At 74.8% G+C, this 13,099-nt stretch carries 14 protein-coding genes; 9 read left to right on the top strand and 5 right to left on the bottom strand.

The window, feature by feature from the left end; genetic code table 11:
- Positions 1–64: 64 nt before the first annotated feature.
- Positions 65–775 carry a histidine phosphatase family protein gene (locus AYX06_RS01175; protein ID WP_062733631.1) on the bottom strand — a complete coding sequence of 237 codons (711 nt, stop codon included), beginning with the start codon at positions 773–775 and terminating at the stop codon, positions 65–67.
- A gap of 153 nt (positions 776–928) precedes the next feature.
- On the opposite strand from AYX06_RS01175, the gene AYX06_RS01170 reads away from it, so the two are divergent.
- The 9 genes from AYX06_RS01170 (at position 929) to ypfJ (ending at position 9,677) form a co-directional block, all read left to right on the top strand.
- Positions 929–1,897: a glucosyl-3-phosphoglycerate synthase gene (locus tag AYX06_RS01170; RefSeq protein WP_062733629.1), complete on the top strand. Its 969-nt coding sequence runs from the start codon at positions 929–931 to the stop codon at positions 1,895–1,897.
- Positions 1,894–3,033 carry a glycosyltransferase gene (locus AYX06_RS01165; protein WP_232319362.1) on the top strand — a complete coding sequence of 380 codons (1,140 nt, stop codon included), beginning with the start codon at positions 1,894–1,896 and terminating at the stop codon, positions 3,031–3,033. The genes AYX06_RS01170 and AYX06_RS01165 overlap by 4 nt, the downstream gene beginning before the upstream one ends.
- Positions 3,030–4,007: a Gfo/Idh/MocA family protein gene (locus AYX06_RS01160; protein WP_062733626.1), complete on the top strand. Its 978-nt coding sequence runs from the start codon at positions 3,030–3,032 to the stop codon at positions 4,005–4,007. The genes AYX06_RS01165 and AYX06_RS01160 overlap by 4 nt, the downstream gene beginning before the upstream one ends.
- A complete protein-coding gene (locus AYX06_RS01155; RefSeq protein WP_062733623.1) occupies positions 4,004–5,098 on the top strand; it encodes a zinc-dependent alcohol dehydrogenase in 1,095 nt (364 codons plus the stop codon). Before AYX06_RS01160 ends, AYX06_RS01155 begins: the two co-directional genes overlap by 4 nt.
- Positions 5,099–5,294: 196 nt before the next feature.
- Positions 5,295–6,758: an AI-2E family transporter gene (locus AYX06_RS01150; RefSeq protein WP_232319361.1), complete on the top strand. Its 1,464-nt coding sequence runs from the start codon at positions 5,295–5,297 to the stop codon at positions 6,756–6,758.
- A 10-nt stretch (positions 6,759–6,768) separates the two neighbouring features.
- Positions 6,769–7,392 carry a biotin transporter BioY gene (locus AYX06_RS01145; protein WP_062733620.1) on the top strand — a complete coding sequence of 208 codons (624 nt, stop codon included), beginning with the start codon at positions 6,769–6,771 and terminating at the stop codon, positions 7,390–7,392.
- Between the two features lie 3 nt (positions 7,393–7,395).
- Entirely contained in the window at positions 7,396–8,133 is a 738-nt protein-coding gene (locus tag AYX06_RS01140; RefSeq protein WP_062733617.1) for an energy-coupling factor ABC transporter ATP-binding protein, read from the top strand.
- Entirely contained in the window at positions 8,130–8,741 is a 612-nt protein-coding gene (locus AYX06_RS01135; RefSeq protein WP_062733613.1) for an energy-coupling factor transporter transmembrane component T family protein, read from the top strand. The genes AYX06_RS01140 and AYX06_RS01135 overlap by 4 nt, the downstream gene beginning before the upstream one ends.
- Positions 8,742–8,780: 39 nt before the next feature.
- Complete coding sequence (ypfJ, locus tag AYX06_RS01130) at positions 8,781–9,677, top strand: KPN_02809 family neutral zinc metallopeptidase (RefSeq protein ID WP_062733611.1); 897 nt, start codon at positions 8,781–8,783, stop codon at positions 9,675–9,677.
- A gap of 289 nt (positions 9,678–9,966) precedes the next feature.
- Here the strand turns inward: ypfJ and AYX06_RS01125 are convergent, their stop codons facing one another.
- The 4 genes from AYX06_RS01125 to AYX06_RS01110 form a co-directional block, all read right to left on the bottom strand.
- Positions 9,967–10,500, bottom strand: a complete 534-nt coding sequence (locus AYX06_RS01125; RefSeq protein ID WP_062733609.1) for a hypothetical protein — start codon at positions 10,498–10,500, stop codon at positions 9,967–9,969.
- A gap of 461 nt (positions 10,501–10,961) precedes the next feature.
- On the bottom strand, positions 10,962–11,684 hold the full coding sequence (locus AYX06_RS01120; protein ID WP_062733607.1) for an NYN domain-containing protein: 723 nt from the start codon (positions 11,682–11,684) through the stop codon (positions 10,962–10,964).
- Between the two features lie 102 nt (positions 11,685–11,786).
- Positions 11,787–12,578 (bottom strand): ZIP family metal transporter, encoded by a 792-nt coding sequence (locus AYX06_RS01115; RefSeq protein WP_062733605.1) that lies wholly within the window; start codon positions 12,576–12,578, stop codon positions 11,787–11,789.
- A 151-nt stretch (positions 12,579–12,729) separates the two neighbouring features.
- The gene (locus tag AYX06_RS01110; RefSeq protein WP_047802736.1) at positions 12,730–13,092 is read right to left on the bottom strand and encodes a metal-sulfur cluster assembly factor; all 363 of its coding nucleotides are present in this window, start codon (positions 13,090–13,092) and stop codon (positions 12,730–12,732) included.
- Positions 13,093–13,099: the final 7 nt, after the last annotated feature.

Raw genomic sequence — 13,099 nt, 5'->3', positions numbered from 1 at the left:
GGGTCAGCGCCCGAACGGGCAACCCATCCATCCTACCGGCCCCCGTTCCCCGGCGGCACCCCGCTCAGCCGGCCGGGTCCGCGTTCTTGCTCACGTGGTGGGCCGGCATCTCGTCGGCCAGCGCCGACGACTCGCCCGGCAGGGTGCGGGCGTTGTAGTCGGCGACCTGCCAGCCCCGGTGCGGGTGCTCCTGCAGCACGGTCCAGGCGCAGTTGGCCATCCCGGCGAACATGTCCCGGAGCTCGGGCGGGGCCCCCAGGAAGGCCAGCACCCCGCTGCGCAGGGCCGCCCCGTGGCCGACGAGCACACCGGTGCGGCCCTCCTCGAGCGCGGCCGCGGCGTCGCCGAGCACGGCCGCCATCCGCGCGTCGACCTCCGAGGGCAGCTCCGCCCCGGGCACCCGGTAGTCCTCCTGGGTGAAGAACCGCTCGTAGACGTCCGGATGGCTCGCGCGGAACTCGGCGAACGTGGTGCCCTGCCGGATGCCCACGTCGTACTCGCGCAGCCGGGCGTCGAGGCGGACCTCGAGGCCCGTCAGCGCAGCGAGCTCCTGGGCGGTGTGCCGGGCCCGCTGCAGGTCGCTCGACCACACGAACGCGGGCTCGAACGCCGCGAGCACCGGAGCCGCGCTCCGGGCCTGCCGGCGCCCCACCGGGTCGAGCGGGATGTCGGCCTGCCCCTGGGCGCGCTTCTCGACGTTCCACGCGGTGCGCCCGTGACGCCACAGCACCAGGCGCCGGCGCGCCGGTGCCGGATAGGTCCCCTGCTGGCTCATCCCTGCCTCTCCTCAGTGGCCCAGCTCTCGTCCCCACTTCCGGGGCTGCGACACATTCGTGCGAGTCTTCCCGCCGGGCGGAGGCGCTCGGTATCGTCCGACGGCAACTGGTCGGTCAGGTGCCAGTATTCCCCACCGTCGGAAGCGGGCAGCATGCGACAGGACGTCCAGCAGTGGTTCAGCACCCGCAGCTACCACGCCCGGCAGTGGACCCCGGAACAGCTCTGCGGCCGGAAGGCCGGCACGAGGGTCAGCGTGGTGCTGCCGGCCCGCGACGAGGCCGCGACGGTGGGCCGGATCGTCACCGCGCTGCGGCGGGAGCTCGTGGAGGACGTGGCGCTGATCGACGAGCTGGTCGTCATCGACTCGGACTCGACGGACGCCACGGCGGCGGTCGCCGCGGCGGCCGGGGCCCGGGTCCACCGGCAGGACGAGATCCTGCCCGCCCACGGCAACGTCCCGGGCAAGGGCGAGGCGCTGTGGAAGTCCCTGGCCGTGACCACCGGGGACGTGCTCGCGTTCGTCGACGCGGACCTGCGGGAGTTCGACACGCGCTTCGTCGTGGGGCTGCTGGGCCCGCTGCTGACCGAGCCGGGGGTGCAGTTCGTCAAGAGCTGCTACGACCGTCCGCTGCACGACGGCACCACCATCCTGCCCGCCGGCGGCGGGCGGGTCACGGAGCTGGTGGCCCGCCCTCTGCTCAACCTGTTCTGGCCGCAGCTGTCGGGTCTCGTCCAACCGCTGGCCGGGGAGTACGCCGGGCGCCGGGCGCTGCTGGAGAGGGTGCCCTTCGTCTCCGGGTACGGGGTGGAGATCGCGATGCTCATCGACGTCCTGGAGGCCGTGGGCCTGGACGCCATGGCCCAGGTGGACCTGGGCGTGCGCTCGCACCGCAACTCCTCGGACGCCGCCCTGGCGCGGATGGCCGCCCAGATCCAGCTGACGGTCCAGGCGCGGCTGCGCTGCGAGGCCCCGGTGGCCGGCGAGAGCGGGCAGCTCACGCAGTTCCTGCGCCAGGGCGAGCGGTTCCTCGCCGAGACCCACGACGTCAGCGTCCGCGAGCGCCCGCCCATGGCGGGCATCCCCGAATACCGCGCCCAGTTCGTCGGCCGCGTCGCGTGAGCGGGCTGCGGGTGCTCGTGAACGCGGGCCCCTGGCTGCCCGTGCCCCCGTCCGGCTACGGCGGGATCGAGACGGTGGTCGCCACCCTGGTGCCGGAGCTGCGGCGGGCGGGGGCGCACGTCACGCTGGCCACCGTGGGCCCCAGCACGCTCGAGGCGGACGACCACCTGCGGCCGCTGGCGGAGCCGGCATTCCGGTCCATCGCGATGCCCTACAACCGGGTCTCCGGCATCGCCCACGCCCACATGCAGGTCCTGGTGGACGCCCTGCGGGACCGGGACCGGTGGGACGTGGTGCACGACCACCTGGAGGTCGTGGGCCCCTCCGTGCTCGCCGCCATGGGCACCGCCGCCCCGCCGACCCTGCAGACCCTGCACTGGGACCTGCGCAAGCACCCGGAGTTCTACTCCGCGTTCGACGGCCGCGGGCGCGTGCGCTTCGCCGCGGTCTCCGCCTCCCAGCTCGAGCGGGCCCCGGAGAACCTGCGCCGGCAGACGCTGGGGGTGGTCCCGCTGGCGGCGCCGCCGCCGCTCGAGGTGGCGGCGGAGCCCGGCGAGCACGCCCTGGTCCTGGCGCGGATCACCGCGGACAAGGCCCAGGACGTGGCGGCGCGGATCTGCCGGCGGGCCGGGGTGCCCCTCGTCCTGGCCGGGCCCGTGGCCGGCATCGACGACCCGGAGGAGCTGGAGCGCCGGCTCGCCGACGGCGACGAGGCGCTGGGCGCCCACCCCGACGTCCGCTACTGGCTCGACGAGGTGCGGCCCCTGGTCGACGGCACCTCGGTGACCTGGGTGGGCGGTGTGGCCGGCGAGCGCAAGGAGCGGCTGCTGCGCTCCGCCCGGGCCCTGCTGAGCCCCATCCGCTGGGCCGAGCCCGGCGCCACCGGCGTGGTCGAGGCGCTGGCCCGGGGCGTGCCGGTGGTCGGGACGCCGCGCGGGGTGCTGCCCTCGCTCGTGGAGCACGGGCGGACCGGCTTCCTGGCCGCCGAGGAGGACGACCTCGTCCGGCACCTGCACGAGCTCGACGCCCTGGACCCGCAGGCGTGCCGGGAGGCCGCCGAGCAGTGGACGCCGGCGGGCATGGCCCGGCGCTACCTGGACCTGTACCACCGGCTGCTGGAGGAGAACCCCGCATGACGCTCAGGATCGCCCTCGTCGGGGCCGGCTCCGTGGCCCGGCGCCACGTCGGGGTGCTGCACGGGCTGGGCGGCGCCCGCGCGGTCAGCGTGACCGACGCGCACCGGCCCGCGGCCGAGGCCCTCGCCGCCGAGCTCGACGTCCCCTGCTTCACCGACCCCGGCCAGGCCCTCGACGCGGTGGACGCCGACGCCGTCTACGTCTGCGTCCCGCCCTTCGCCCACGGGCCCGCGGAGCTCGCCGCCCTGGAGCGCGGCAAGGCACTGTTCGTGGAGAAGCCCGTGGGCCTGGGCCTGGACGTCGTCGAGCGGATCGGCCGGCGGGTCGAGGAGACCGGGGTCGTCACGGGCACCGGCTACCACTGGCGCTGCCTGGACACCGCCGTGCTGGCCCGTGAGCTGCTCGCGGAGGCCCCGCCGCTGCTGGCCAACGGCTACTGGCTCGACAAGCGCCCGCCGGTGCCCTGGTGGGGCCGGACGGACCGGTCCGGCGGGCAGGTCGTCGAGCAGCTGACGCACGTGCTGGACACGGCCCGGTTCCTGCTCGGGGAGGCCGTGGAGGTCTACGCCGCCGGGGTTCGCGGCACCCCGGACGGCACCGGCCCGGACGACGGCGACGTCGACGACGCGACCGCCGCCACCGTCCGGTTCCGCTCCGGGGCGGTGGCCACCCTCGCGGCGACCTCCGCGCTGGCCGTCAAGCACCGCGCCGCCCTGCACACGGTCAGCCGCGGCCTGGTCCTGGAGCTGGCCGAGGACGGGCTCACGGCCTTCTGGCCCGCCGAGCGCACCAAGCACGCCCCCGCCGAGGACCCGCGGGTCGCGGTGGACCGGGAGTTCCTCGAGGCCGTGCGCGGTGAGCGCGAGGCCACCCGGGTGCCCTACGGCGAGGCGCTGCGCACCCACCGGCTCGCCTGCGCCATCGCGCAGTCGGCCCGGACGGGACAGGCGGTCGCGCTGGAGGAGCTCGGATGAGCGCCCGGCGCACCCTCGTGGTCCCCGCGCGGGGCCGGGTCGAGATCGCCGAGGAGGAGCTGCCGGAGCTGCCGGAGGGCGGGCTGCTCCTGGAGACGCTGGTCACCGGGCTCTCGGCCGGCACGGAGCTGGCCTTCGTCAAGGGCGACCACCCCGGGCTGCACTCCCGGCACGACACCGAGCTGGGCCTGTTCCGCCCCGGGGTGCCCGAGCAGGGATACCCCGTGCGCCGGCTGGGCTACATGGAGGTCGCCCGGGTGGCCGAGTCCCGCACCCCGGCCTTCCGGGCGGGCGACGTCCTGGCCTCGGCCTACGGCCACGCCACCGCCCACGTCGCCGACCCGCTGGGCGAGCACCTGGTGCCGCTGCCCGCCGCGCTCGACCCGCTGCTGGGCGTGTTCGTGGCCCACTTCGGCCCGATCTGCGCCAACGGACTGCTGCACGCGGCCGCCGACGCCGGGCCGGTGCGCGGCCTCGGTGACGGCGTGGCGGGGCGGCTGGTGCTCGTCACCGGCGCCGGCCCGGTGGGCCTGGTCACGGGGCTGTTCGCCCGGGCGCTCGGTGCCCGGGAGGTGGCCGTGGCCGACGCCGACCCGCGCCGGCGGGCGGTCGCGGAGCGGCTGGGCTTCCTCCCGCTGGACCTCGACGACGACCCGGGGCGGGTGCTCAAGACCCGCTGGCGCCACGGCCCGGGCGAGCACGGGGCCGACGTCGTGTTCCAGTGCCGCGGCAAGCCCGGCGCGCTGCACGCGGCGCTGCGGGCCGTCCGCCCCCAGGGCAGCGTGATCGACCTGGCGTTCTACACCGAGGGCGCCGACGCGGTGCGACTGGGCGAGGAGTTCCACCACAACGGGCTGAGCCTGCGCTGCGCCCAGATCGGGCGGGTGCCCCGCGGTCTCGCCCACGCCTGGGACCGGGCCCGGCTCTCCGCGGAGACGATCCGGCTGCTGGGCGCCCACGCCGCGGAGGTCCGGGAGCACCTGATCAGCGACGTCGTGGGCTTCGACGACGCACCGGCGCTCATGCACGACGTCGCGGCCCGCCGCCGGCACGTCCTGACCGCGGTGTTCGAGGTCGAAGGCCGCGCCTGACCGGCTCCGACGCGCCGCCGCGGCGGCCCTGCAGGAGCCCCGACCGGTGGACACCCTTCCGTCAGCCGCCTTAGGGTTGATGCGAGCGCCGTACGTCGCCGCGCAGCCGCGCCCCTGACCGCCGCCCTATGGTGGGGGCACACGCCGTCGTCGCACGGCCGCACCCCCGACCGCCACCTTCCCCGAGGAGCCCCGCATGGCCACGTCGTCCCGCCCGGACCAACCACCCCGCCGCCCCGGTGGCTCGTCGACCGCCCCGCTGCACGCCGAGAGCGTCCTCGGCGGCCGGGCCGACCCCGGCACCAGCGCGGTCCCGGCCATGGGCCTCGGGGTCGAGCCCGCCGGCTTCGAGGAGACCACCCAGGCGCTGGCTCCCGCCGTGGGTCCCTGGGCGGACTCGCTCGGGCGGGCCGGTTCCCGCGCCGCCCAGACGCTGCTCGTGGCCGCCGTGGTGGTGGGGCTCCTCTGGGTCCTGCTGCAGGTCAAGGTCGTGCTGATCGCCGTGCTCGTGGCACTCATCCTCGCCTCCGCGGTGGGGCCGGTCGTGAAGTGGCTGGAGCGCAGGGGCTGGTCCAACCTGCTGGCCACCCTCGCGGCCTTCCTCGGGATCCTGGCCCTGGTGGGCGGTGTGATCACCGGCATCGTGTTCGCGGTGCGCAGCGAGTGGGACACGCTCACGGCCTCCGCCCAGGAGGGCTGGAACGAGCTGCAGCGCCTCGTGCAGTCCGGTCCGATCCCCGTCGACACGGCCGCGATCGACTCCGCCGTCCAGCAGGCCGGGGACTTCGTCACCAGCGGCTCCTTCGCGGGCGGTGCCATCAGCGGCCTGGGCGCGGCCACGGAGTTCATCACCGGCGTGGTGCTGATGATCGTCGTGCTCTTCTTCTGCCTCAAGGACGGCGAGAAGATGTGGAACTTCACGCTGCGCTGGTTCCGCGGGGAGCGCCGGGCCAAGCTCGCCGAGTCCGTGGACCGCAGCGCGCAGGTGCTCGGCGGCTACGTCCGCGGAACGGCCTTCGTGGCCGCCGTGGACGCCGTGCTCATCGGTGCCTTCCTGCTCGTGTTCGGCGTGCCGCTGGCCATCCCGCTCGCCGTGCTCGTGTTCGTCACCGCGTTCATCCCCGTGGTCGGCGCCACCATCGCCGGCATCATCGCGGCCCTCGTGGCCCTCGTGACCAACGGGCCGCTCATCGCCCTGGCCGTGATCGGCTGGATCATCGTGGTCAACCAGATCGAGGGCAACATCCTGCAGCCGATCATCATGGGCCGCACGCTCAGCCTGCACGCGCTCATCGTGCTCCTGGCCCTGACCGTCGGCACCCTGGTCGGCGGCATCTTCGGCGCCATCCTCGCCGTGCCCTACACCGCCGTGGCCTGGGCCGTGATCCAGGTGTGGTCCAGCCGCTACCAGGTCGGCGACGACCCCGTGCTGGGGCCGGACCCGGTGAACCCCAAGGACCGCGTCGAGTCCAAGGCCACGATGGCCGAGCGCTGGAAGTACCAGCGGATGCGCTACCAGCAGGCGCTGGGCGGGCGCTTCGGCGCCACGGAGCGCGACGCCGTCCGGCAGGACGACAGCACCGACGACGACGCCGGCGAGCGCGCCCCGCACGCGGCGGGCCGGGGCACCGGTTCCGGCCAGGACGCGCGCAAGCCCTAGTCTGGGAACCATGACCAACACCGAACGCCGCCGGTCCGTCACCGCCGAGGACCTCGCGAACATCGCCGTCTTCGCGGCTCTCACCGCGGCCCTGTCCGTCCTGCCCGGCATCCCGCTGGGCGGGGCGGGCGTGCCGCTGACCCTGCAGACCCTCGCCGTGTTCCTCACGGGCCTGGTCCTGGGCGGGACGCGCGGTTTCCTGGCGGTGGCGCTCTACGTCCTGGTCGGACTGATCGGCGTGCCGGTCTTCGCCGGCTTCCGCGGCGGCCTGGGCGTGCTCGCGGGCCCCTCCGCCGGCTACATCCTGGCCTTCCCCTTCGCCGCGGCCGCCGCCGGGTACATGGCGCAGTGGCTGATTCCGGCCCGCCGGGCCGGGGACGGCGGGGCCACCAACGCCCGCTACGAGCGCACCGGCACCTACACGCTGCGGCTGGTGCTCGCCGCCCTCGCCGGGTTCGTCGTGATCCGGGTCGGCGGCATCGCCGGCCTCGTGCTCAACGCGCAGCTGCCGCTGCGGGACGCCTTCCTCGCGGACCTCGTGTTCTGGCCCGGGGACCTGCTCAAGTGCGTGCTCGCCGCGGTCATCGCCGTGGGCGTGCACAAGGCGTTCCCCCGGATCGCGGGCACGCGCTGACCCGTGGCCGGCTCCCCCGGGGCCGCGGCCCTCGTGTGCTCCGACGTCACGGTCACCGCCCCCACCGCCTCCGGTGAGCTGACCCTGCTGCGCGGGCTCGACGTGGCCCTTCCCGAGCGGCGGGTCGCCGTGGTCGGGCTCAACGGGTCCGGCAAGTCCACCTTCCTGCGGTTGTTCAACGGCCTCGCCCGCCCCGCCTCGGGCACCGTGACCGTGCACGGCATCGACGTGGCCCGCGACGTCCGCGCGGCCCGCCGGCACGTCGGTTTCGTCTTCACCGATCCGCTCTCCCAGCTGGTCATGCCCACCCCCGTGGAGGACGTCGAGCTGTCCCTGCGCGGGACCGGCGTCCCCCGGGCCCGGCGGCGTGCCGCGGCGCTCGCGCTGCTCGAGCGAGTGGGGATCGCCCACCGGGCCGAGCACAGCATCTACGACCTCTCCGGCGGGGAGCGCCAGCTCGCGGCCTTCGCGGCGGTGCTGGCCGTGGAGCCCGAGGTGCTCGTGCTCGACGAGCCCACGACCCTGCTGGACCTCCGCAATCGCGGGCGGCTGATCGACCTGCTCGGCGGACTGCCGCACCAGCTGCTGATCTCCACGCACGACCTCGGGCTCGCCGCGACCGCGCCCCGCGTCCTGGTCCTGCACGAGGGGCGCCTGGTGGCCGACGGCCGCCCCGAGCAGGTCCTGCCCGCGTACGAGCGCTGGTGCGCGGACGGCTTCCCGCAGGAGGTCCTCCCGTGAGCCGCGGCCCGGACCTGTTCGGCAGCTACAGCCCCGGCACGAGCCTGCTGCACCGGGCCCCGCTGTGGAGCAAGGGCGTGGGCATCGTCGTCGTGACCGTGGCCGTGGTCCTCGCCCCGTCGTGGCCGGTCCCGGCCGCGCTGACCGCGGGCCTCCTGGTGGCGGGCACCGCCGCCGGCGTGCGGACCCGCGAGTGGTGGCGGGGGCTGGCCCCCGCGCTGCCCGTGCTGGTCCTGCTGGGCGTCTACCACGTCCTCACCACCGGACCGGGCCAGGCGGCCGATGTCCTGACCACCATCGCGGTCTTCCTCGTGGTCACCCGCGTGCTCATGCACACCACTCCCCTGCCCGAGCTCCTCGACGGCGTGGTGTGGCTGTGCACCCCGGTGCGGCTCGTCGGCGCCGACCCCGAACGGATCGGCCTGGCCGTGTCCCTCATGCTGCGTTCGATCCCGTTCATCGTCGGCGCCGTGGGCGAGCTGCGGGACGCGGTGCGCGCCCGCGGGCTGCGCCCCAACCCGGTGCTGCTCGTCACGCCCGCGGTGATCTCCACGGTGGCCTACGCCGAGCGCACCGGTCAGGCCCTCGCCGCCCGCGGATTCGACTGAGCGCCACCGCACGACCGTCAGTGCGCTTATGCTTTGCCCATGACTTTCAGCAACGACTCCCAGCTGGATCCCGGGCGGGTCGGCGGTGGTGGCGGCCGCGGCGTCGCCGTGGGCGGCGGGATCGGCGGCACGCTGCTGCTGCTGGTCGTCGGCCTGTTCTTCGGACAGGACGGCATCGACGCCCTGACCGGCGGTGGAGAGGACACCGGCGGCTCGTCCTCCGGGCAGGAGCAGTTCGCGCACTGCGAGACCGGCGCGGACGCCAACCAGTACAGCGACTGCCGGATGATCGCCACCGCGCAGAGCCTCGACCAGTTCTGGGAGGGCTACCTCCCGCAGGCCGCCGGCGAGCGCTACGTGCTGCCCGGCCTGGAGCTCTACCAGGGCCGGGACTCCACCGCCTGCGGGACCGCGTCCTCGGCCGTGGGCCCCTTCTACTGCCCGGCCGACCAGACCGTGTGGCTCGACGTGGCGTTCTTCGACGAGCTGCAGACCCAGTTCGGGGCCGAGGGCGGCCCCCTGGCGGAGGAGTACGTGCTCGCCCACGAGTTCGGCCACCACATCCAGCACCAGATCGGCACCCTCGGCTACGCCCAGCAGGACCCACAGGGCCCGGAGTCCGGCGCCGTGCGGGTCGAGCTGCAGGCGGACTGCTTCGCCGGGCTCTGGGCCCGCGGCGCGTCCGGCGACACCTCCGGGGCGGTGGACCTGCAGGAGGTGACGCCCGAGCAGCTCGAGCAGGCGCTCAACGCCGCGTCGGTCATCGGCGACGACCGCATCCAGGCCACCACGCAGGGCCGGGTGAACCCCGAGGCCTTCACGCACGGCACCTCCCGCCAGCGCCAGCTGTGGTTCTGGGCCGGCTACCGCACCGGCGACCTGGACCAGTGCGACACCTTCGCCGCCCGCGACCTCGACAACCCGCCGGCCCTCTGACCCCCGGGCCCGCACCGCACCCGCGTACGCCGAGTCCCCCACCCCCCGCACCCCACGCGCCGAGCCCCCCATCCCCCGCCCCCCCACGCGCCGAGTCCCCCATGAAGTCGCAATTCCCCCGGATTGATCGGGGGGATCTGCGAGCCCATGGGGGACTCGGCGTTGGCGGGACAGTCCAGTGGTGGACCGGGTGGCAGTGGACCCGGATCGGGTTGCCGGGCTACGTGCACCGGCAGCCGGCGTCGGGTCCGACGTCGGCTGCCGGTGTGCGTGTCTCGAGGCGTGCCGGTCAGGCGCGGGGACGGTCCTCGGGGTCGGGGGTGCGGCCGGGCGCGGCGGTGCGCTCGTCCCGGAGGCGATCGTCCAGGCGGGAGTCGCCCTGGCCGGGCACGTCGCGATCCCGGCGGCTGGCGCCCTCGTGGGACCCCTCAGACCTCTCGTCGCTCTGAGTGCGATCGGTGTGATCGGTCCGGTCGGTGTGCTCCCCGTCCGGGTCCAGCGTGGCGGCCTCCCGCCGGTGCGCCTCGGCCTCCTCGCGTGCCCGGTCGGCCTCCTCGGCGCGCCGCCGGGCGTCCTGCTCGATCCGGTCGGCCTCGATGCGGGCCTTCTCGGCCTCGGCGCGCGCCGCCTCCGCGTCCGCCTTCTGCTCCCGGGCGGCCAGGCTCTGCTCCTGGCTGCGGGCCCGCAGGTCGGCGGCGCGCTCCCGGTTCTGGCTCTCCACGGCGGCCTGGTGGTCCCGCTTCTTCTTGCCGGCTCCCACGAGCGCAAGAATGACGAGCGCCACCACCACGATCGCCAGCACGATCCAGATCCACGGTTCCATCGGACGGTCCTCCTCGGTCGACGCGGGCTCCCTCTGGTGTGGGATCCTCACGCTCACGTGCCAGCCCGGCGGGCTGTGCTACCCGTCAGTTCAGCACCGGCGTCCTGTTCTGTCCATCACTGTGGACGCCCGTCGCACCGGCTGATGCGGGGCTGCCCGGGCCCGCGGCGCTCCCCCGGTCCGCGGGCCGACATCGCCGCACGTCGGGCGAGTGTGGGAGCGGTGAACAGCCCCGTACGGGGCACGGTGCCCGGCGCGGTCGCCGACGGACGACCGAGCGCGCGACGGGCACGGGACCGATTGTGTCGCGCCCTGCTCGACGACCGCCCCGGCCACGCTCCGCACGGCACCGCACCGGAGCGGAGCGTGGTCGGGGCGTTCGGGTCGTCGTCCGTCGTTCCGGAGGGCGCAGCGGCATCACCGAGCGGGTGCAGCGTTCGGACCGGGGCGGTGCCGCGCCCTCACTTCCGGCGGCCGTCCCGGACGTGCACGGTCAGGTTCTGGCGCCGGACGTCGAACAGTCCGGTGGCCTCGATGAGCTCGCTGAGCTTCGCATAGCCGTAGTTCCGGGCGTCGAAGGACGCCTGGTTGGCGATCTGACTGCCCACGGCCCCCAGGTGCGCCCACCCGTCCTCCCCGCCGGCGGCGTCGACGGCGCTGCGCAGCATCTGGACGAGCCGGGTGTCGCCGCGCAGCTTCTGCTGCGGCACCCGCGCGAGGGCCGACGCCGGGCTCTCCGGCGTCGGCGCACCCAGTCCCTCGACATAGGTGAACTGCGAGCAGGCGTTGACGAAGGGCGCCGGCGTCTGCTGCTGGCCGAAGCCGTAGACCTTCGCCCCTTCGGTGAGGATGCGCATCACCAGCGGGGTGAAGTCCGCATCGCTGGAGACGACGGCGAAGCCGTCCACGGACCCCGCGTGCAGCAGGTCCATCGCGTCGATGACCATGGCCATGTCGGAGGCGTTCTTGCCCGCGCTGTAGGCGAACTGCTGGATCGGCCGGATGGCGTAGGCGTGCAGCACCGCCTCCCACTGCTGCAGACCGGGGCTCTTCCAGTCGCCGTAGGCCCGCCGCACGTTCGGGGCGCCGTGCCGGGAGACCTCCGCCAGGACGACATCGATGTTCGACGCCGGGGCGTTGTCGGCGTCGATCAGCACGGCGATGCGTCTCTCCTCGGTGCTCACGCCCCGACTCTGCCATGGCGAGTGCGATCGCGAACACGAGACACGGCGACCAGGCGACACGGAGCCGTCCATCGGGAGCGCCCGGGCGGCGGGCGTGGCGGCTCAGGCCAGCGAGAGCGCGAAGGACAGCGCGAAGCCGGCCGCCGTGCTCAGCGCCACCGCGGGACCGCCGTGCTCGTAGGCCTCCGGCATGAGGGTGTCGGCCAGGGAGGCGATCACGGCGCCGGCGGCGAAGGCCAGCGGCAGGGAGATCGTCTCGGGGTCGCTGCCGGCCAGCGGCCCCGCGCCGAGCAGCACGGCCAGCACGAGCAGCACCCCGCAGACCGTCCAGAGCAGCACGGCCCTGCCTCTGGACATGCCCTGCTCGCGCATCGAGGCGGCCCCGACCAGGGACTCGGGCAGGTTGGAGACGAAGATCGCGGCGAGCAGGGCCAGGCCCCCGGTGCCCTCGGTGAGGGAGACGCCCAGGGCCACGTTCTCGGGCACCCCGTCCAGGGTGACGGCCGCGAGCAGGGCCAGGCCGGCCGCGCCGCTCGCCGAGGCCGCCGTGGGGGCCTTGTCGTCGGCCGCGGCGTCCGGGTCCAGCTTGGCGCTGCCCTGCTGCCGCTCCGCGTCGTCGGACCGGGGCCCGGGCTGCGCCCACCGGTCCAGCAGGGCGCTCAGCGCGGTGAAGACCACGGCCCCGGCGAACAGCCCGGCCACCGCCAGTCCGATGCCGCCGCGCTCGTAGGCGTCCTCGAACAGCTCGAAGGCCAGGGCGGTGATCAGCGCCCCGGCGGCGAAGGAGAGCAGGATGGCCAGCACGCGCTTGGGCAGCTCGAAGCGCACCCCGACCAGCGCCCCGATCACCAGGGCGCTGGAGGCCACGAGCCCGAAGATCAGCGTCTGGACCATGACCGCAGTGTAGGAGCCCGTCGTGCTCCACGGCCCGAAAGGCAGGAAGGTTACCGCCGGGAACGGCACGGGTGCGGCACCCGGGCGACGACGGCGCCCCGCCCACCTCGTGCGAGGTGGGCGGGGCGCCGTGGTCGTGCCGGGAGGGTGCTCAGATGTTGAAGCCCAGGGCCCGCATCTGGTCGCGGCCGTCCTCGGTGATCCGATCGGGACCCCACGGCGGCATCCAGACCCAGTTGACCCGCCACTCGTCCAGCAGCGGGCCGAGGTTCTGCTCGACCTGCTCCTCGATGACGTCCTGCAGCGGGCAGGCCGCGGTCGTGAGGGTCATGTCCAGGATCAGGGCGCCGTCCTCGGCCCACCGGGAGCCGTAGAGCAGGCCCAGGTCGACGATGTTGACGCCGAGCTCGGGGTCGATGACGTTCTTGAGCGCCTCCTCGACCTCCTCCGTGGAGAGACGGCCCGCAGGGGCCTCGGAGGTGTCGACGGGGGTCTCAGCAGGGGTGTCGGCCATCGCTGGC

This window comes from Kocuria turfanensis (assembly GCF_001580365.1).
GTDB classification, from domain to species: domain Bacteria; phylum Actinomycetota; class Actinomycetes; order Actinomycetales; family Micrococcaceae; genus Kocuria; species Kocuria turfanensis.
This window is presented reverse-complemented; position numbering and strand designations above follow the sequence as displayed.